At 70.5% G+C, this 19,792-nt stretch carries 17 protein-coding genes; 9 read left to right on the top strand and 8 right to left on the bottom strand.

Annotated elements, in window-relative coordinates:
- Positions 1-45 precede the first annotated feature (45 nt).
- From AC0T5L_RS06345 to AC0T5L_RS06335, 3 genes are all read right to left on the bottom strand, one after another.
- Positions 46-756 carry a DUF2625 family protein gene (locus AC0T5L_RS06345; protein ID WP_476164430.1) on the bottom strand — a complete coding sequence of 237 codons (711 nt, stop codon included), beginning with the start codon at positions 754-756 and terminating at the stop codon, positions 46-48.
- Between the two features lie 45 nt (positions 757-801).
- Positions 802-954: a hypothetical protein gene (locus AC0T5L_RS06340; RefSeq protein ID WP_476164429.1), complete on the bottom strand. Its 153-nt coding sequence runs from the start codon at positions 952-954 to the stop codon at positions 802-804.
- A 77-nt stretch (positions 955-1,031) separates the two neighbouring features.
- Positions 1,032-1,904 (bottom strand): CAP domain-containing protein, encoded by an 873-nt coding sequence (locus tag AC0T5L_RS06335; RefSeq protein WP_476164428.1) that lies wholly within the window; start codon positions 1,902-1,904, stop codon positions 1,032-1,034.
- 325 nt (positions 1,905-2,229) lie between these two features.
- Here AC0T5L_RS06335 and recO point away from each other — a divergent pair, with 325 nt between their 5' ends.
- From recO to AC0T5L_RS06315, 4 genes are all read left to right on the top strand, one after another.
- A complete protein-coding gene (gene recO / locus AC0T5L_RS06330) occupies positions 2,230-2,961 on the top strand; it encodes a DNA repair protein RecO (protein WP_476164427.1) in 732 nt (243 codons plus the stop codon).
- Positions 2,958-3,779 carry an isoprenyl transferase gene (locus AC0T5L_RS06325; protein ID WP_476164426.1) on the top strand — a complete coding sequence of 274 codons (822 nt, stop codon included), beginning with the start codon at positions 2,958-2,960 and terminating at the stop codon, positions 3,777-3,779. Before recO ends, AC0T5L_RS06325 begins: the two co-directional genes overlap by 4 nt.
- A gap of 38 nt (positions 3,780-3,817) precedes the next feature.
- Positions 3,818-4,579 (top strand): SGNH/GDSL hydrolase family protein, encoded by a 762-nt coding sequence (locus AC0T5L_RS06320; protein ID WP_476164464.1) that lies wholly within the window; start codon positions 3,818-3,820, stop codon positions 4,577-4,579.
- Between the two features lie 106 nt (positions 4,580-4,685).
- Positions 4,686-5,489: an SGNH/GDSL hydrolase family protein gene (locus AC0T5L_RS06315; RefSeq protein ID WP_476164463.1), complete on the top strand. Its 804-nt coding sequence runs from the start codon at positions 4,686-4,688 to the stop codon at positions 5,487-5,489.
- Between the two features lie 110 nt (positions 5,490-5,599).
- Here AC0T5L_RS06315 and AC0T5L_RS06310 read toward each other — a convergent pair whose 3' ends face one another.
- From AC0T5L_RS06310 to AC0T5L_RS06295, 4 genes are all read right to left on the bottom strand, one after another.
- Positions 5,600-5,971, bottom strand: a complete 372-nt coding sequence (locus AC0T5L_RS06310; protein ID WP_476164425.1) for a Fur family transcriptional regulator — start codon at positions 5,969-5,971, stop codon at positions 5,600-5,602.
- Positions 5,968-6,867 (bottom strand): metal ABC transporter permease, encoded by a 900-nt coding sequence (locus tag AC0T5L_RS06305; protein ID WP_476164424.1) that lies wholly within the window; start codon positions 6,865-6,867, stop codon positions 5,968-5,970. The genes AC0T5L_RS06310 and AC0T5L_RS06305 overlap by 4 nt, the downstream gene beginning before the upstream one ends.
- Entirely contained in the window at positions 6,860-7,699 is an 840-nt protein-coding gene (locus tag AC0T5L_RS06300; protein ID WP_476164423.1) for a metal ABC transporter ATP-binding protein, read from the bottom strand. Before AC0T5L_RS06300 ends, AC0T5L_RS06305 begins: the two co-directional genes overlap by 8 nt.
- 118 nt (positions 7,700-7,817) lie before the next feature.
- Positions 7,818-8,189, bottom strand: a complete 372-nt coding sequence (locus AC0T5L_RS06295; protein WP_476164422.1) for a DUF6703 family protein — start codon at positions 8,187-8,189, stop codon at positions 7,818-7,820.
- Between the two features lie 339 nt (positions 8,190-8,528).
- Here AC0T5L_RS06295 and AC0T5L_RS06290 point away from each other — a divergent pair, with 339 nt between their 5' ends.
- The 3 genes from AC0T5L_RS06290 (at position 8,529) to AC0T5L_RS06280 (ending at position 14,186) form a co-directional block, all read left to right on the top strand.
- Entirely contained in the window at positions 8,529-12,218 is a 3,690-nt protein-coding gene (locus AC0T5L_RS06290; RefSeq protein ID WP_476164421.1) for a CDP-glycerol glycerophosphotransferase family protein, read from the top strand.
- Positions 12,219-12,317: 99 nt separating this feature from the next.
- Positions 12,318-12,614, top strand: a complete 297-nt coding sequence (locus tag AC0T5L_RS06285; RefSeq protein WP_476164420.1) for an antibiotic biosynthesis monooxygenase family protein — start codon at positions 12,318-12,320, stop codon at positions 12,612-12,614.
- A 183-nt stretch (positions 12,615-12,797) separates the two neighbouring features.
- Entirely contained in the window at positions 12,798-14,186 is a 1,389-nt protein-coding gene (locus AC0T5L_RS06280) for a glycine--tRNA ligase (protein ID WP_476164419.1), read from the top strand.
- A 274-nt stretch (positions 14,187-14,460) separates the two neighbouring features.
- Here AC0T5L_RS06280 and trhA read toward each other — a convergent pair whose 3' ends face one another.
- The gene (trhA, locus tag AC0T5L_RS06275; protein ID WP_476164418.1) at positions 14,461-15,180 is read right to left on the bottom strand and encodes a PAQR family membrane homeostasis protein TrhA; all 720 of its coding nucleotides are present in this window, start codon (positions 15,178-15,180) and stop codon (positions 14,461-14,463) included.
- A 420-nt stretch (positions 15,181-15,600) separates the two neighbouring features.
- Here trhA and ppdK point away from each other — a divergent pair, with 420 nt between their 5' ends.
- Both ppdK and AC0T5L_RS06265 read left to right on the top strand, forming a co-directional pair.
- Positions 15,601-18,297 (top strand): pyruvate, phosphate dikinase, encoded by a 2,697-nt coding sequence (gene ppdK / locus AC0T5L_RS06270; protein ID WP_476164417.1) that lies wholly within the window; start codon positions 15,601-15,603, stop codon positions 18,295-18,297.
- 335 nt (positions 18,298-18,632) lie between these two features.
- On the top strand, positions 18,633-19,754 hold the full coding sequence (locus tag AC0T5L_RS06265) for a YdcF family protein (protein ID WP_476164416.1): 1,122 nt from the start codon (positions 18,633-18,635) through the stop codon (positions 19,752-19,754).
- The last annotated feature ends 38 nt before the right edge of the window (positions 19,755-19,792 follow it).

The following is a 19,792-nucleotide window of genomic DNA, read 5'->3' as shown; positions in this document are numbered from 1 at the left end:
CCAGGCGCGGGGTCGCGGGCCCCGGCCCGCTTGCGCCAGGCGTGGTCAGAGCAGGCCGAAGGACCCCGGGTCGGGCAACCCGAGGGTCGCGCAGAACCCCCGGTGCGCAGCGGTCAGCTCGCCGAGCGCGACCGGCCCGCGTGAGGTCGCGGCCAGGTCCTTCCGCGCCTCGGCCGTCCAGGGGAAGGGGTAGAGAGACAGTCCCCGCGCGGTGTCCAGCTCCTCGACCTCCCCGCGCCAGCCCGGCCAGCGCAGGTCCCGGTAGAAGTCCTCCAGGCGGCCCTCCAGCATCCACAGCATCCAGCCGGAGTAGGTGGCCTCCAGCGGTTCCCACTCCAGGGAGTCGGGTGCGAAGTAGACCACCTCGCCAGGCCTGCCGGGATGCTCCCCGCCCTCGGAGCCCGGCCCGTTGAGGGCGAACACCCCGCCCAGTACGTCGTGGGCGACCACCAGCCGCAGCGGCGGACCGTAGACCACCGCCGCGCTCAGGTCGTTGACCTCGCCCAGTCCGCGCAGCCGGGGCCCTCCGCCGCCGTGCACCCGCAGCCAGCCGTCGTCGAGGAGCAGGCCGCCGGACTCCAGCGCCATCGCGCCCAGAAAGGACCGGGCGGTCACCTGGAGCCGGTGCAGGCAGGTCCGTCCCCGTCCGGGGGCGGCGGGCAGCGCGCGTACGGGGACCGCGCTTTGGGCCAGGTGTTCGGACAGCACCGGCCAGGCGGGCTCCTCCACCTCGACCAGCTCACTCAGTTCACGCATGGGAACCTTCCGTCGGGCCGCGGAAGACCGCGGCGGCGAACCAGGTTACCGGTCGATGACGACGTACTCGCGGGACCCGTCGGGGCAGGGGGCGAAACCGCAGGAGCGGTAGAAGGCGTGCACGTGGAAGTCGTCGGCGGCCAACAGCTGGACCTTGCGGCAGCCGGTGCCGCGGGCCAGCCGTTCCGTGCGGCGCATCACCGGCCGCCCCCCGGACCGGAGGGGCTCGCCCAGGCCCTGCCGGACGGCCCCGTGAGGACGGTGCGTCCTCCCGCCTACCTCCAGCCAAACATCTGGGTCCACGCGTTGCCGGACTCGCCGACACCGATCGAGACCAGACCGCAGTTGAGGATGTTCTCGCGGTGACCCTCGCTGTTCATCCACGCCTCCATCACCTGCTCGGGGCTGCTCTGCCCCTTGGCGACGTTCTCCGCTCCCCAGGTGTCGTAGCCGTGGCGGCGGGCGCGGTCCCCGGGGTCCTCACCATCGGGGTTCCGGTGGCTCATGTAGTCGCGCCGGTCCATGTCCTCGCTGTGCGCCTGGGCGGCGGCGGTCAGCTGTGAGTCCACCCGTAGCGGGTCGCACCCGGCCTCCGCGCGCTCTCTGTTGGCCAGGGTCACGACCTCGTCGGCCACCGAGCTGGCGGAGGGGCCGGAACCGCCGCCGCCTCCGCCGCCTCCGCCTTCCCCACCGGACTCGCTTCCGCCTCCTTCGGAGCCGCCCGCGTCGTCATCGGGCTCACTCTCCTGACCACCGCTGCCGTCCTCCTCGCTCTCGGAGTCCTCCGGAACCGAGGAGGCCGTCGCGTCCGCGCTCTGCGGCTCGCTGTCGCCGGAGGACGTCGGCTCCTGTTCCGGAGCCGTGGTGGACGGGGCGAAGAAGTCATCGTCCTCGGACGCCTCGGGCACGAAGGAGTCGTCGAGCGCGGCGTCGCCCACCTGTCCCGGTACCTGGCTGTCCGCCGTGTTCTGGAAGGGGTTGAGGTCCTCGCCCGCCCCGGTGGCCAGCAGCGCGCCCGCCAGGGCCAGGCCGACCGGGACCGCGGCCAGGGAGACCGCGAGCGGTACCCCGCGGCGTTGACGCACACGGCGGTCCGAGCGGTGCCCGCGAGCGCTCGTCCTGCGCTTGCCTCGACGACCACGCGCCATATCGCTCTCCTTGGGATGGGGTCGGTCGGATACACCGCGGACGGGTCGGCCGTCCGCGATGGGAGGAGGCGTGCTCCCCTCAGCCCGTGTTGCTCGTGCCCATGGCCACGCGGGTTCTCCGGCAGCCGGCGTCGGGGGTGTGCGCGCAGCGGCGACAGGGCGCCGCGGGGCAAGGGCGGCGGGTCCGACGTGGGGCTCCCTAGCGCGTGAGAGTAGAGCAAATATTCCGAAAAGGGAAACCAAACTGTGATAAAGCTGGTCAAGATAGGGCTTGTGGGGTCAACCGTCCGCGCGGACGGTCCGCGGCATCCGCGATAATGGGGGAGTGAGTCTCTACCGCGACGAGGGTGTCGTCCTGCGCAACCAGAAACTGGGCGAGGCCGACCGCATCATCACCCTCCTGACCCGGAGGACGGGCCTGGTCCGCGCCGTCGGCAAGGGGGTGCGCCGCACCAAGTCCCGCTTCGGCGCCCGGCTGGAGCCGTGCACCCACGTCGACCTGCAACTGCACACCGGCCGGTCCCTGGACGTCATCACGCAGGCCGAGACGGTGCGCTCCTACGGCGAGGCGGTCGTGGCCGACTACGCCCGCTACACCGCCGCGACCGCGATGCTGGAGACCGCCGAGAAGGTCGTCGTCGTGGAGAAGGACCCCGCGCTGCGCCAGTTCCTCCTGCTCATCGGCGCCCTGCGTACCCTGGGGGAGGGCAGCCACGACGCCCGGCTGGTCCTGGACGCCTACCTGCTCCGCTCACTCGCCGTCGCCGGGTACGCCCCGGCGCTGACCGAGTGCGCCCGCTGCGGCAGCCGCGGAGGGCACCGCGCGTTCGCGGTCCACGCCGGAGGTATGGTCTGCTCCGTGTGCCGTCCCCACGGCTCCGTGCACCCTTCCCCGGACACGATCCGACTGATGTCGGCCCTGCTCGGAGGGGACTGGGACGGCGCGGACGCCAGCGAGGACAAGCGCCGCTCCGAGTGCAGCGGGTTGGTCGCGGCCTATCTGCAATGGCACCTGGAGAACGGAATCCGATCACTGCGCCACGTGGAGCGTTCTTGAGCCTGTTCAGCTTCGACACCGGTAAGCGGCGGGAGTACGCCGCGCCCGTCCCGCACCCCAGCGGCGCGCGTCCCCCCGAACTCCCCGCCGCCCTGGTGCCCCGGCACGTGGCCGTGGTCATGGACGGCAACGGCCGCTGGGCCAAGGAGCGCGGACTGGCGCGCACCGAGGGGCACAAGGCAGGGGAGTCCTCGCTCTTCGACGTGATCGAGGGCGCCCTGGAGATGGGCGTCTCCAACCTGTCCGCCTACGCCTTCTCCACCGAGAACTGGAAGCGTTCCCCGGACGAGGTGCGCTTCCTGCTGGGCTTCAACCGCGACACCATCCGCAGGCGCCGCGACGCGCTGCACGCGCGCGGGGTCCGCGTCAAGTGGTCCGGTCGCGCGGGACGGCTGTGGAAGAGCGTCATCAGGGAGCTTCAGGACGCCGAGGAGATGACCAAGGACAACACTGGTCTCACCCTCCAGTTCTGCGTGAACTACGGCGGTCAGGCCGAGATCGTCGACGCCGCCCGCGAGCTGGCCCGCAAGGCCGCCGCGGGGCAGATCTCCCCGGACAAGATCACCGAGGACACCCTCGCCCGGAACCTGTACTCCCCCGACGTTCCCCCCGTGGACCTGTTCGTGCGCTCCTCCGGTGAGCAGCGCACGTCCAACTTCCTCCTCTGGCAGTCCGCCTACGCCGAGTTCGTGTTCCTGGACACACTCTGGCCAGACTTCGACCGCCGCGACCTGTGGCGGGCCTGTGAGATCTACGCGAGCCGGGACCGCCGCTACGGCGGTGCCGTGCCCAACGCCGTACCGGAGGAGAAGAAGTGAAGTCAGGTTCGCAGGACGGCCCGGTGCTCAGGCCGGGGATGTCGCTCGTGTCGGTGGGGGACAGCTTCACCGAGGGCGTGGGGGACCCCCATCCGGACCCGGGAGCGGGCTTCCGCGGCTGGGCGGATCGGTTGGCCGAGCACCTGGCCGCCCACCTGGGAGAAATCGAGTACGCGAACCTGGCGGTGCGCGGCAAGCTGATGCGTCAGATCGTCACAGACCAGGTACCGCCCGCCCTGGCGATGTCCCCGGACCTGGTCACCCTGAGCGCGGGCGGCAACGACCTGCTGCGCCCGGGCGGAGACCCCGAGCGGATGGTCCGGATCCTGGACAACACGGTCAGGCGTCTGCGGGACGCGGGGAGCCAGGTCGTGCTGTTCACCGGTGTCAACGTCGCCACGGGCTACATGCGCGGCACCATCGGCCTGTTCGCGCGCTACTACATGCACGTGCGCGCTGTCGCTGACAAGTACGACTGCTTCCTGGTGGACCAGTGGCCGATGAAGGTGCTCACCGACCCCCGGGCCTGGGACGAGGACAGGCTGCACATGTCCCCGGAGGGGCACCGACGCCTGGCCCTGCGCGTGGCCGAGGTGCTGGGCGTGCCGGTGGTGGAGCGCTGGGACGAGCCGTGGCCGGAGCAGGAGCCGCTCAGCTGGTCCCGGGCGCGCCGAGACGACCTGACCTGGGTGCGGGAGTCGCTCGGACCGTGGATCGGACGTCGCCTGACGGGGCGCTCGTCCGGGGACTCGGTCACGGCCAAGCGCCCGGAGCTGACCCGAATCACCAGGGAGCACTGAACCGTTCCCGGTGTGAGGTGGCACCCAAAAGCCGGGGGAGCATCAACCTACTGTCGCGTAACCCAGGCCTGAAGTTGCATCATCGTTGACTATGAGCGGTTTTGGGATGGACTCGGTGCACCAGGACATTGTGTCCTACGTCGCCCTCGGTGACAGCTTCACCGAGGGCATGAGCGACCCCTACCCGGACAGCGACAGCGTGCCCAAGGGCCGTTACCGGGGTTGGGCCGACCGGGTGGCCGAGCACCTCGCCGACCATGTCGCCGAGGTGCGCTACGCCAACCTGGCCGTGCGGGGAAAGCTCATCGACCAGGTCATCGCCGAGCAGGTCCCCCGGGCCGTCGAGCTCGCACCGGACCTGATCACGCTGTGCGCGGGCGGTAACGACATCATCCGCCCCGGCAGCGACCCCGACGCCACGGCGGTGGCCTTCGCCGGAGCCGTGGAGGAGCTCCGCCGGACCGGCGCACGCGTCGTCGTCTTCACCGGGTTCGACACCAACTGGCAACCGGTGATGCGCCACATGCGCGGCAGGATCGCCACGTACAACATGCACCTGCGGGCCATCGCCGACCGCTACGGCTGCGACGTGGTCGACGGGTGGAGTATGCGGATCCTCGACGACGCCCGCGCCTGGAGCGATGACCGCCTGCACCTGTCCGCGGAGGGGCACCGCCGTATGGCCCTGCGCGTGTGCGAGGTGCTCGGGGTGCCGGTGGAGGGCACCTGGAACCAGCCGTGGCCGCCCGCGGAGCCCCGTGACTGGCGGGCCGCCCGCCAGGAGGACTTGTACTGGGCGCGCGAGTTCCTGGTGCCGTGGATCGGCCGCCGCCTCACCGGCCGCTCCTCGGGAGACAACGTGCTCCCCAAACGTCCCAGCCTGGAACCGTTGCGCCTGCACCGGGACTGATCCCGGCCAGGGCCGCGCCCGCAGGCCTCCGCTGAGGGTGGGGCTCAGTCCAAGGGGGCGCCGTCCGGGCGCCCGCGAACGGGGCGAAGCGGAGCGGAGCCCCGAAGGGATCAGACGCAGTCGGCGCAGGTTCCGAAGACCTCGACGGTGTGCGTCACGCCGGTGAACCCGTGCTTGGCACCCATCTCGGCGGCCCACTTCTCCACGGCCGGGCCCTCGATCTCCACGGCGGTCGCGCACACCCGGCACACGATGTGGTGGTGGTGGTTCTCGGTGTCGCACGCCCGGTAGACGGCCTCGCCGTCACCTGTGCGCAGCACGTCCACCTCGCCGGAGTCGCTCAGCGCCTGCAACGCCCGGTAGACGGTGGTCAGCCCGATCTTGGACCCCTCGGCGCGCAGGTCCGCGTACAGGTCCTGGGCGCTGCGGAAACCGGAGTACCCGCCCAGAGCCTGGCGTACCGCTTCACGTCGTGTACTCATGTCACCCTCCCCCGATCAGTCTGGGGCATCGTATCGGCCACACTCTCCCCCACGGGCTGGAGGGTGGCCGAGGACCGGCGTCCGGAGACGCGGCGCAGCACACCACCGACCACCACCGACACGCAGAAGACGGCCAGAGCCAGCATGACGATCGTCGCTCCCGGCGAGAGCTCAGCGTAGAAGGACGTGGTCAGGCCGCCGACAGAGGACAGCAGCCCGATCGCCACAGCCAGGAGCATCGTCACTCGGAAACTCTTGGTGAGCTGCTGAGCGGAGGCGACCGGGACGATCATCAGGGCGCTCACCATGAGCACACCCACCACCCGCATCGCGATCACCACCGTCAGCGCGGCGGTCACCGCCAACAGCACGCTCAGGAAGCGCACAGGTAGCCCGTGGGCCCGCGCCACCTCCTCGTCTTGGCACAGCACGAACAGTTCGCGGCCGAACACCGCCACCACCGCGAACACCCCGGCGGCGAGCACGCCCACCACCCACAGGTCGGACTCCTCCACCGTGCTCACCGATCCGAACAGGTAGGAGACCAATGTGGCGTTGCTCGCTCCGGGCGTGAGGCCGATGAGCAGCACGCCTCCCGCGATGCCGCCGTAGAACAGCAGCGCCAGGGCCACGTCCCCGCTGGTGCGGGTGCGTACCCGCACCAGTTCGATGAGGACGGCGCCCAGCGTGGCCACCACGGCCGCGGTGAGCACCGGGGAGGTGCTGGTGAGCAGGCCCAGCGCCACCCCGGTCAGGGCGACGTGGCCGATCCCGTCGCCCAGCAGGGCCAGGCGACGCTGGACGAGGTAGGTGCCGATGACCGGGGTCACCAGGCCCACGAGCACGGCGGCGATCAGCGCACGGCGCATGAACTCGTAGTCGAGCAGCTCAGTCACGGCCGGGTACCTCGAGTCGGATCATCTCCGCGGCCGTGGTGGTGCCCGCGGTGTCGGGAGCGTTGGGGTCGGGATGCGGGTGTTGGTGCTCGTGCCCGGGGCGCGCGCACTCGCCGGTGGGCTCGGGCGCGGTTCCGTCGTGCGCGACGCGGCCCGAACCCAGCACCACGGCGCGTTCGATCACGTTCTCCAGCGGGCCCAGCTCGTGCAGGACCAGTACCACGGTGCAGCCGCGCTCGCGCAGGCCGGCGATGGTGCGGGCCAGCGCACGCTGGTTCTCGGCGTCCACACCGGCCATGGGCTCGTCCATGACGAAGGTGTCGGGCCGTCCGGCCAGCGCACGGGCGATGAGTACGCGCTGCTGCTGTCCGCCGGACAGCTCGCGCACCGAGTCACGGCCCCGGTCGGCCAGATCGACGGTCTCCAGGGCCTCGTCGACGGCGGCCCGGTCGGCGCGGGTGGGCAGGGACAGGCGGCGGCGCGAGGCGACCTGTCCGGAGGCGACGATCTCGCGGACGGTGGCGGGGACGGCGCCCCCGGCGGTGAGCCGCTGGGGCACGTAGCCGATCCGGCGCCAGGCGCGGAACCGCCGCAACGGGGTGCCGTGCACGAGGACCTGGCCGGAGGTGAGGGGTGCGATGCCCATCATCGCGCGCATCAGGGTCGACTTGCCCGAGCCGTTGGGGCCGAGGACGGCCATGGTCTGGCCCGCGGGTACGTCGACGTCCACACCGTCGAGCACGGGGACTCCGTCGTAGGCGACGCGTGCGTCGACGATTTGGAAGGCGGGCGGTGCGTCGCTCCCGACGCCGCCCGTGAACTGGTCAGACACTGTCCCATTATCACGAAAACGAAAACGGTTGTCAAAATATGGCGAATCCGCGATCGGACCGGATCGGGGCACGGGACGACCCGGCCGGGACCCCTCCGGCCTCTGGTGGAACCGTGGGTCAGTAGCCCAGGACGCGGGCCACCGCCAGCACCAGTACGATCACCGTCATGAGCACACGGGGGACCCTCTGCTGCGCGGTCAGGGAGGGCCATGTCAGGAACGCCAGCCACGTCAGGAACACCGCGACCAGCAGCAGGCACAGTGCCCCGACGGGGTCGGGTGCCATCAGTCCCGCGACGAACAGGACGCCCAACACCAGCGGGGCCAGCCACCGGGGGCGCTGGTGCAGCCACACCAGGGGTACCGCGCTGCGCTCCTCCACCGCCCGGCGCAGTCTCCCGGCCCTCTCCGCCCCGGAGGGGCCCTCCTCCGGGGCGGAACGCCCCTGGTCTCGCCGCCGCTTCTCGTCACCGTGCTCGGGAGGGGCCATGCTGTCCGTATCCGCCTCTGGTTCCTGTGCCGCCGCCGGGTGGGCCCGCCGGTCTGACGCGCCCATTCCAGACGATGAGCGGCAGGGCCCGCCGGGCCTGTGGTACTCGTGTCTTCCGAACCTTAGTGCAGGGCCCTGGCGCGCCGCCGGGCACCGACGCGGCCCCTCCCGCCGTGCACCTCTCCCGCTCCCCATGGCGGGCGATCCGTCAGTGCCCTTTTCACTTGGAGTAGCAAGAATCTCACTTTAGGCTGTCAGTGGTCCGGTAAACGCGGCCAGCGCCCATGGTTATCCGCACGTTGCCCGTCGCAACGAACCCTTCGGAGGATGTCAACTTCCGTGCCCGAAGCCACTATCATCGTGACGTTCGACGTCACTGAGCCGCACTTGCAGAACTGCCTCGACTCCCTGGTCCGCCAGCGCGACGGCGGCCGGGACGGGGCCCGGGAGACCGAGCCCGGGATCCCCGCCGAGGTCGTTCTCGCCCCGGTCCGCTACGGTGCCGACCGGCCCCGCACCGCCGATTCCGCGACCGCACCCGGGGAAGCGGATCCCGACCCCCACGGTGACGACGACACCGCGGAGGGCTCTGGAACCCACACCCGTGCCGAGGAGGACGACCAGGAGGACGAGGCCGTCGAGTCCGCCCGCGAGGACGCGCTCGCCACCGCCGCGGCGTTCGCCGCGTCCCCGTCCCACGGCCTCACGGTCACCCTCCTGTCCGGCGGTCCCGCCCCCGACCGGCCCACCGCGCGCGCACGTGCCACCGCCGCCGCCCACGGCACCCACCTGCTCTTCCTGGAGGGCTCCGACGCCCTCACCGCCTACTCCCTGGCCTACCTCCTGCGCAGCGCGGCCGACACCCGCTCGGACCTGGTGGTCGGCAACGTGTACAAGTTCAACGAGCTGGGCGCCTCCCCCTCCAAGGCGCACCGCAGGTACGGCGGCAGGTACCGCATGGCCGAGGAACCCAGCGGACTCCCCGTCCTGGCCGCCGACGGCACCTTGGGCAACAAACTCTGGCGCAGGGGGTTCTGGGAGTCCCTGGCCGAACGCTCCCTCGCCCCGGAGGACGCCGACCTCGGCCTGCGGCGGGCCGCCCTGTCCGCACGCGCGGTCGACGTCCTGCCCGCGCCGGTACTGCTCATGCGCGAGCGCGAGGCCGTCCGGCTCCCTCTGGACAAGGCCACCCTCACCCGCCGTCTCACCGCCATGGGCGAACTCGCCGACAGCCTGCCCGGCGCCGACCGCGAACTGTGGGACCGCACCCTCCTCCAGGGAGAGCTCCACCAACTCCTCCTACGCCTGGACGAGGCCGACGAGGAGGCCCGGGCGGTCGCCGTGGACCTGGTCAACGCCTATCTCGACCACGTGCCCACGCGGCTCCTGCACAGCCTCAACGTCCTCGCCCGCCTCCTGTACCACCTGGTGCGCAAGCGGCGCGTGTCCGACGTCCTGGAGGCCGCGACCTTCGCCAAGAGCGTCGAGATGAAGAAGGCCACCGTCGTGCGGCGCGGTCTCGGCTACTACGTCCGCTACCCCTTCTTCGAGTCCGAGGACCCGGCCAAGGCGGTGCCCCGCGAGGTGTACCGGCTGGACGAGGAGATCCGGGTCCGCCAGAAGACCGAGGAGATCCGCTGGGAGCACGGCCGCCTGCACGTCAGCGGCCGGATCGGCATCCGCCACCTGCGTGCACGCAAACGCTGGCAGCAACACGTGGTGGCGTTCGCCGTCAACACCGCCACCCGCCGCAGGGTCCGCGTGCCCGTGCGCATCCGGCTCGCCGCCGAGTACCGGCTGCCCGACGTCGCCGACGCCGCCCGCCACGACTACGGCGGCTTCACCGCGGTCCTCGACCCGAACAGGCTGCGGGTCTCCGGCGCCTGGGAGCCCGGTGACTGGAAGCTGGAACTGATCGTCCTCAACCGGGGGATCACCCGGCGCAAGTTCGTCTCCGGCCCCGTGGCCGGCCCACCCGAGCGGCCCGGATACCACCAGGTGGACGAGGACGTGTGGGTGCGGCCGCACTGGAACAGGGACCGCCAGCTGGTGGTCAGCGTCGAGCCGACCCGCGCCCGCGTTACCGGCCACAGCTTCGACGCCCGCACCAGGGAGCTGGAGCTGGAGGGCGAGGCGGTGTCCGCGCCCGCCACCCAGGCCACCGAGCTGCGCCTGGCCCGCCGGCCCGGTACCACCGCGCTCACGTACCCGCTATCCGTCCACGGCGACCGCTTCGTCGTGCGCGTGCGTGCCGATGAGCTCTTCGACCGCAGCGTCACCGAGTGCGGCGGTGTGATCCGTCAGGAGGAGTGGGACGCCCATCTGGTCACCCCGGACAAGCAGACCACCGCGCTGGTCCTGCCCGACGAGGTGGCCACCGTCGCCTACGAGGCCGAGAGCACCCACCAGGAACTGGCCGTGCAGCGCGATGCGACCGGCCACTTCGGGCTGCGCGCCGGGCACGCCCGGCCCACGGTCGACAGGGCCCGCTGGCAGGGCCGCGTCCTGCTGCTGGAGGGTGAGTTCCTCGGTGACGCCGAGCTGCGCCTGGTCGCCAGGGCGCGCGGCCGCGACGAGGAGCACGCCCTGGATGTGGAGCGCTCCGGCCGCCGTTTCACGGCCCGGTTCGCCCCGGCTGACATCGCCACACTGTCGGGCGCCCTGTCCCTGTCCGCGGGCACCTACCAGCTGTGGGGCCGGGTCAACGGCTCCGCGGCCGAGGACGGCTCGGCGGACGTGGGCGTGGAGTTCTCCGACGCGCTCATTCCCGGAGTGCCACTGGAGATCCGGGCCAGAGAGCGCACCTACACCCTCTCCTACCAGGGGCGGGGTGTCCCCGTGCTCCAGGTCGGCAGCGATCTGCGCCCCTCGGAGCGCGGCGCCTTCGCCCAGCGCGAGCTGCGCGAGCACTACTACCCGGCCCAGCGCCGGGAGCCCGTCACCGAGGGGATCCTCTTCGACACCTACACCGGCCGCCAGTACTCCGACAGCCCGCAGAGCGTCTACGCGGAGCTGCGAGGGCGGGAGCGCTGGGCGGACTACCCGATGTCGTGGCTGGTCGCCGACGGCCAGGTGCGACTGCCCGAGGACCTCGCCCCGGTGCGCCACCGGGGCCGGGAGTACTACGAGTCCCTGGCCCGCAGCCGCTACCTGGTCACCAACTCACGCCAGCCCGCCTGGTTCCACCGCCGCCCCGACCAGGTGGTCGTGCAGACCTGGCACGGGTCGATGCTCAAGCGGATCGGCTTCGACGTGGAGAACATCCGCGGCAAGTCGCGCGACTACTTCGACAAGCTCGCCTGGGAGACCCGGCAGTGGGACTACCTGGTCTCGCCGAGCCCGTGGGCGACCCCGATCCTGCGCAGTGCCTTCCGCTTCGAGGGCGAGATCCTGGAGACCGGCTATCCGCGCAACGACATCTTCTTCTCGCCCCACCGCGAGGCGATCGCCGAGCGTACCCGCGGGCTGCTCGGTCTGCCCGAGGGCAAGAAGGTGGTGCTGTACGCGCCGACCTGGCGCGACGACAAGTACTACACGCGTGGCAAGCACAAGCTCGACCTGCACCTGGACCTGCGGCGGATGTACGACGAGCTCGGTGACGACCACGTACTGCTCGTGCGTCGCCACCCCCGTGTGGTGGACAGCGTGCCGATCGTGGGGGAGGACTTCGTCTACGACGTGTCCCGGTACCCGGAGATCATGGAGCTGTTCCTGATCACCGACGTGCTCGTCACGGACTACTCGTCGATGATGTTCGACTTCGCCAACACCGGTCGTCCGATGCTCTTCTTCACCTACGACCTGGAGAGCTACCGGGACAATCTGCGCGGGTTCTACTTCGACTTCGAGGAGACCGCTCCGGGGCCGCTGCTGACCGAGTCCGACGAGGTCATCGCCGCCCTGCTGAACATCGACGAGGTGGCCGCCGGAGGCGAGGCCTCCTACCGGGCCTTCGTCGAGCGGTTCTGTCCGCTCGACGACGGCCACGCGGCGGCACGCGTCGTCGACCGGGTCTTCGGCCGGGACTGACACGGGGCCCGGCGGCGCGGAGGCCCAGGGGAGGACCTCCCCTGGGCCTCCGCGCGGACAAGCGCCCGCGCACCTCCGGGATGGGCCACAATGAACCCCGTGATCGTCATCACCCGTTACTCCGTGCCCGAGGCCGACACCGAGGCCTTCCAGACCGACGCCGCAGCAGCGGTCGAGGTGCTCTCCCACCGTCCCGGTTTCCGGGGCCACAGGGTGGGCCGTGCCGCCGACGACCCCTGCCTGTGGACAGTGGTCACCGAGTGGGAGGGCGCTGGTTTCTACCGCCGGGCCCTGTCCGACTTCGACGTCAAGGTCAACGCCGTGCCACTGCTCTCACGCGCTATCGACGAACCCACCGCGTTCGAGGTCGTGACCGCCGGCGGGGCTCCGGTCTGAGCCGCACGGCCCCTCTCCGCCGCGCAAACCGTGTGTGCGCGGTTGCCGGGTGCTCTAGCCTGGGTGGATGCGGTCGTCCGCCGGTGCCGCTCCCGAGTTCCGGCGCACGCTCACCGCCTCACACGACAACCGATGTATCGCGCACCGCGATCCACCGACACCCAGCCGGATGGAGAGTCACCCATGGCCGCCAAGTCAGAGGCAATGGACGCACTGGTCAACCTCGCCAAACGCCGAGGTCTGGTCTACCCCTCCAGCGAGATCTACGGGGGTCTGCGCGCCGCCTGGGACTACGGCCCCCTCGGCGTCGAGCTCAAGAACAACGTCAAGCGCCAGTGGTGGCGTGCCATGGTGCAGGAGCGCGAGGAGATCGTCGGCCTGGACTCCAGTGTCATCCTGGCCCGCGAGGTCTGGGAGGCCTCCGGCCACGTGAACGCGTTCGTCGACCCCCTCACCGAGTGCCAGTCCTGCCACAAGCGCTTTCGCGCGGACCACCTCATCGAGGCCTACGAGGCCAAGCACGGCCACGAGCCCGCCGAGGGCCTGGCCGCGATCGCCTGCCCCAACTGCGGCGCCAAGGACTCCTTCACCGAGCCGCGTATGTTCAACGGCCTGCTGCGCACCTACCTGGGCCCGGTCCAGGACGAGAAGGGCCTGGCCTACCTGCGTCCGGAGACCGCTCAGGGCATCTTCGTCAACTACAAGAACGTCGAGCAGAGCGCCCGCCGCAAGGTGCCCTTCGGCATCGGCCAGATCGGCAAGTCGTTCCGCAACGAGATCACCCCGGGCAACTTCATCTTCCGCACCCGCGAGTTCGAGCAGATGGAGATGGAGTTCTTCGTCAAGCCCGGCAGCGACGAGGAGTGGCACCAGTACTGGATCGACGCCCGCCACCAGTGGTACCTCGACCTGGGCATCGCCAAGGACAACCTGCGCCTGTACGAGCACCCGCAGGAGAAGCTGTCCCACTACTCCAAGCGCACTGTCGACCTTGAATACCGTTTCAACTTCCAGGGCTCCGAGTGGGGCGAGCTGGAGGGGGTCGCCAACCGCACCGACTACGACCTCAGGACACACGCCGAGGCCTCCGGTGCGGACCTGTCCTACTTCGACCAGGAGAACAACGAGCGCTACATCCCCTACGTCATCGAGCCCGCGGCCGGTGTCGACAGGGCGGTGCTCACGTTCATGCTGGACGCCTACAACGTGGACGAGGCGCCCAACGCCAAGGGCAAGATGGAAAAGCGCGCCGTCATGCGCCTGGACCCGCGCCTGTCCCCGGTCAAGATCGCGGTGCTGCCGCTGTCGCGCAACACCGACCTGTCGCCCAAGGCCCGCGACCTGGCCGCCGCCCTGCGCAGGCGCTGGAACGTGGAGTTCGACGACGCCGGCGCGATCGGCCGCCGTTACCGCCGCCAGGACGAGATCGGCACCCCGTTCTGCGTGACGGTGGACTTCGACACCCTGGAGGACAACGCGGTGACCGTGCGAGAGCGCGACACCATGTCCCAGGATCGCGTGTCCCTCGACCAGGTGGAGATGTACCTGGTGGAGCGCCTCCCCGGCTGCTAGACACCGCACACGACAACGGCGCCTCCCACTCCGCCAGGGGTGGGAGGCGCCGCGTGTCCGGGGCCCGTGGGGACGAGGCGGCCGGACCCGGGGGGATGGTCTCCGGCCGCCTCGTCGGCGTTCCCGGCCGCACACGGCCGGGAACGCCGGTTCTCAAGGTAGCGTCAGGCCGAAGGAGATGAGAGGGTATTTCACCCTGTTTGCCCTATCGTGTAAGCCAATCGTGATACCGGGGCCGGATAAGGTCGGCGCGGCCGCGGTGCCTGGGGGCGGCTCAGACGGTGTAGACCACGAAGGAGACCGCCACGTAGTGGCAGACGAAGGCCGCGATGGTCAGCGAGTGGAAGATCTCGTGGAAGCCGAACCAGCGCGGTGCCGGGTTGGGCCACTTGAGTCCGTAGACCACGGCGCCGACGCTGTAGAGCACCCCTCCCACCAGGATGAGGATCCACGTCGCCGGATGGGTGCCGCCGACCAGGTCCGGGATGAACAGCACCGCCACCCAGCCGATGGCCAGATACAGGGCGGTGGACAGCCAGCGCGGCGCGCTGAGCCACAGCAGCTTGAAGGCCACACCGGCGACCGCCCCGCCCCAGACCAGCGCCAGCATGGCGGTGCGCAGCGGATCCTCCAGGACCAGCAGAACGAACGGCGTGTAGGTACCCGCGATGATGAGGTAGATGTTCGAGTGGTCCATGCGGCGCAGCACCTTCTGCGCCCGCGGCGACCAGCGGCCCACGTGGTAGATCGCCGAGGTGCTGAACAGCAGCACCGAGCTGAGCGCGTACACGACGCTGGCGGCCACCGCGGGCAGGGTGGGGGACAGGACCACCAGGACGATGCCCGCGGCCAGGGCCAACGGTGCGGTCCCCAGGTGCAGCCAGCCGCGTAGCCGCGGCTTGACCGCGTCCAGCAGGTCCCCGGCCGCGGACGCGGCCTTCTCCGTGCCTCCGGTCCTTCGCGCCTTCTCCTCCGACACGCTGCACTCCTCCATCCCGCGGTCCGCCCCGCTGCGGGCCTTCTGGCAGCCTAACCTACGGGCCCGTAGGTTACCCATTGGTAGCTCTGTGTTTCACGGCACAGGGTGCACCGGGGGGAGGTTGTGGCGCGGGATTGGTCGGGCCCGTTCCCGGGCCGGTGCTCCCCGGGTTCGAGTATGCCCGTGAGGGTCGGACACCTACCTGACCAGTGCCGTCGTGGCCATGGGGGGCCTGCCTCCCAGGTTCGGCGCATGGAGAGGGTATATCTTTGCTGGACCATTGGTATAGACCTCTTTGACGGCTCTGAGCTGGGAATACGTACAAAGAATGGAGATCATGAAGGGGTGGCATCGCAGAGTGCGGATAGAGTCGCGCCCATCCGGGCACAGGCGCCGACCCAGCGCTGAGTCGTCGACGAACGAGGGAGCACCCCCGTGGCCAAGTACGTCTACAAGTTCACCGAGGGAAACAAGGATCTGAAGGATCTTCTCGGCGGTAAGGGGGCCAACCTCGCCGAGATGACCAACCTCGGTCTGCCGGTCCCCCCTGGGTTCACCATCACCACCGAGGCGTGCCGCCACTATCTCTCCAACGGCAGCGTGCCCGCCGGACTCGACACCGAGATCGAGGTGAACCTCAAGGAGTTGGAGAAGGCCATGGGCCGCCGCCTCGGCCAACCCGACGACCCGCTCCTGGTCAGCGTGCGCTCGGGCGCTAGATTCTCCATGCCCGGCATGATGGAGACCGTCCTCAACATCGGCCTCAACGACGAGTCCGTCGTCGGCCTGGCCGTCCGGGGCGGCGACGAGCGCTTCGCCTGGGACTCCTACCGGCGCCTCATCCAGATGTTCGGCAAGACAGTGCAGGACATCGACGGCGAGCTCTTCGAGGGCGCCATCGACGAGGTCAAGGCCGCCAAGGGCGTCGCCAGCGACCTGGACCTGGACGCCGCCGACCTGCGCCGGCTCGTCGACCGCTTCAAGGAGGTCGTGCTGGAGCAGACCGGCAGTCCCTTCCCCAGCGACCCCCGCGAGCAGATGGCCCTCGCCGTCAAGGCGGTCTTCGACTCCTGGAACGCCCCCCGCGCCGCCCTGTACCGGCGCCAGGAGCGCATCCCCGCCGACCTCGGCACGGCCGTCAACGTCTGCTCCATGGTCTTCGGCAATCTCGGCATGGACTCGGGCACCGGCGTCGCCTTCACCCGTGACCCCGCCTCCGGACAGCCCGGCGTCTACGGCGACTACCTCCAGAACGCCCAGGGCGAGGACGTGGTGGCCGGTATCCGCAACACCGTGCCCCTGGCCGACCTGGAGGGTATCGACGCCCGCAGCTACGGAGAGCTGATGGGCATCATGGACACCCTGGAGAACCACTACCGGGACCTGTGCGACATCGAGTTCACGATCGAGCGCGGCAAGCTGTGGATGCTCCAGACCCGTGTGGGCAAGCGCACGGCCGCCGCCGCGTTCCGCATCGCCGACCAGCTCGTCGACCAGGGCATGATCACCCTGGACGAGGCGGTCCAGCGAGTCACCGGCGACCAGCTCGCCCAGCTGATGTTCCCGCGCTTCGACGAGGACGCCGCCTCCGGCACGGACGTCCACCGCATCGGCCGCGGCATGAACGCCTCGCCCGGCGCCGCCGTCGGCAAGGCCGTCTTCGACTCCTACACCGCCGTCAAGTGGTCGCGCAGCGGTGAACGGGTCATCCTGTGCCGCCGGGAGACCAACCCCGACGACCTGGAGGGCATGATCGCCGCCGAGGGCATCCTCACCAGCCGTGGCGGCAAAACCTCACACGCCGCCGTGGTCGCCCGCGGCATGGGCAAGACCTGCGTGTGCGGGGCCGAGGAGCTCGACATCGACACCAAGAACCGGCGCATGACCGCGCCCGGCGGCGAAGTGGTCGAGGAGGGCGACGTCGTCTCGATCGACGGCGCCAGCGGCGAGGTCTTCCTCGGCGAGGTACCCGTGGTGGACTCACCCATCGTGCGTTACTTCGAGGGCGAGATCGATCCCGCCTCCGACCAGGCAGACGACCTCGTGCACGCCGTGGACCGGCTCATGCACTACGTCGACGCGGCCCGCCGCATGCGCGTGCGCGCCAACGCCGACACCCGCGAGGACGCCGCCCGCGCCCGCCGTATGGGAGCGCAGGGCATCGGGCTGTGCCGGACCGAGCACATGTTCCTGGGCGACCGCCGCCAGCTGGTGGAGCGGCTCATCCTCGCCGACACCGGGGAGGAGCAGGCACAGGCCCTCGACGAGCTGCTGCCCCTGCAACGCGAGGACTTCGGCGGCATCCTGGAGGCCATGGACGGCCTGCCGGTGACCGTGCGCCTGCTCGACCCCCCGCTGCACGAGTTCCTGCCCGACATCACCGAGCTGTCGGTGCGTGTGGCCGTGGCTGAGGCGCGCGGCGAGAGCCACGAGAACGACCTGCGGGTGCTCCAGGCCGTGCACAAGCTGCACGAGCAGAACCCGATGCTGGGCCTGCGCGGCGTCCGCCTGGGCCTGGTCGTGCCCGGTCTGTTCACCATGCAGGTGCGCGCCATCGCCCAGGCCGCCGTGGACCGGATCAACGCGGGCGGTCGTCCCTGCCCCGAGATCATGATTCCGCTGGTCGGCACCGTGCAGGAGCTGGAGATCATCCGCGAGGACGCGCAGCGCGTGCTGCGCGAGGTGGGGCAGGAACACGGCGTGGAACTCGACTTCCCCGTCGGCACGATGATCGAGCTGCCCCGTGCCGCCCTGACCGCCGGGCAGATCGCCGAGAACGCCGAGTTCTTCTCCTTCGGTACCAACGACCTCACCCAGACGGTGTGGGGGTTCTCCCGCGACGACGTGGAGGCCTCCTTCTTCTCCGCCTACCTGGAGAAGGGTGTGTTCGGGGTGTCGCCCTTCGAGTCCTTGGACGTGGACGGCGTCGGCCGTCTCGTCCGCATCGCCGCCGAGGAGGGAAGGGCGGCCCGCCCGGGTATCAAGCTCGGAGTGTGCGGGGAACACGGAGGCGATCCCGCGTCGGTGCACTTCTTCCACGGGGTGGGCCTGGACTACGTGTCCTGCTCACCCTTCCGGGTACCCGTCGCACGTCTGGAGGCGGGCCGGGCGGCCGGCCACCCCGCATCCTGACGGCCCCGGACGCGGATCGGATGCGGTGGGTCCAGGCCCTCGCCTCCGATCCGCACAAGGGCACGCATACGGGGAAGACCGCACCGGAAACGCCCTAGACTCATCCCGGTCGGCGGTCACAAGCACGAGGACGAGTCGTGATCTTTTCGTGATATATTCTGGCCTCCAGCAAGGTCACCGTTCTCCGCCTACTTTCCCATAAGCGGTAGCGGAGGCGCGCCGACACCATCCTCCGCCACGGTCTCTGGCCGAAGCCGCTGCGAACCAGGGGCGGGCGGGGGCCGTCCCAGCGGGAGTGCACGTCCCCGACCGAAGATTTGTGCGGAGGTGAGCCGGTGCGAACGGCGAACGACGGTCGTGGCGATGAACCGTGGGAGACCCCGACCACTGCCCCCGCGTCCGACGGCGAGGCCACCCGGGTCTTTTCCCGTGAGGCCCTCACCCCCGACTTCGCGCCCTCCGGCGCAGACGGCACCCGTGAGTTCTCCCGAGGCCCGGACGACGAGACCACCCGGCGGTTCCGGCGCGAGGATTATCCGGCGCACGTCCCGTCCGCCTCACCTGACACGGTCGGAACACGGGAGACCGTCCAGGCCGACCAGACCAGCGTCATCGGTGCCCAGGACGCCGACTCACAAGGCACCGGCGCCCGGGACGCGTCCGGCGGCACCTCCTTCACCCGGCGTTTCGTCCGCGGCCGGCCCCCCGGCCGCGGACGTGCCCCGCGCCCCACGGCACCGGACCCGCCGGAGGACGAGCCCCGGCACTCTCCTGAACCCGAGCCCCACGACCGCGGATCCGGGCCGCAGCGACCGCACGAACAGCGCCGCCGCGGGCGGCGCCGCTTCCGTCTGCGCTGGCTGGTCGCCCTTCTGCTGCTCATCACCCTGTCCCTGCCCTTCGCCACCTGGGGCTGGGTCTGGTACACCGCCCGCCAGGACGACCGCGTCCCCTCCGACGCCATCGTCGTGCTCGGTGCCAGCCAGTACAACGGTGTCCCCTCACCCGTCTTCGAAGCCCGGCTGCGACACGCCCAGGTCCTCTACCTGGAGGGTGTCGCCCCCGTCATCGTCACCGTCGGCGGCAAGCAGCCCGGCGACAACTTCACCGAGGCGGCGTCGGGGCGCAACTGGCTGATCGAGGTGGGCGTCCCCGCTGACCAGATCATCGCCGTGGAGGAGGGCAGTGACACGCTCCAGAGCATCGGGGCCGTCTCGCTCGTCTTCGAGGAGCACTCCTGGGGCAGCGCCACCCTCGTCTCCGACCCCTGGCACAGCCTGCGCTCCAAGCAGATGGCCGCCGACCACGGCATCGAGGCGGGCACCTCGCCCGCGCGTTCGGGCCCCGCGGTCATCGAGCGCCGCACCCAGCTCTGGTACATCACCAGGGAGACCGCCTCGCTCTGGTACTACTGGATCTTCAACGACAGCAGCGACATCCGCGTCAACGCCGCCTGAACAGCACAGACAATACGTACTGTCGCTGTCGGGAAGTA

This window comes from Nocardiopsis sp. TRM 82005 (assembly GCF_056312425.1).
Note: the sequence above shows the minus strand (reverse complement) of the source record. Positions and strands in the feature narration are given on the sequence as shown.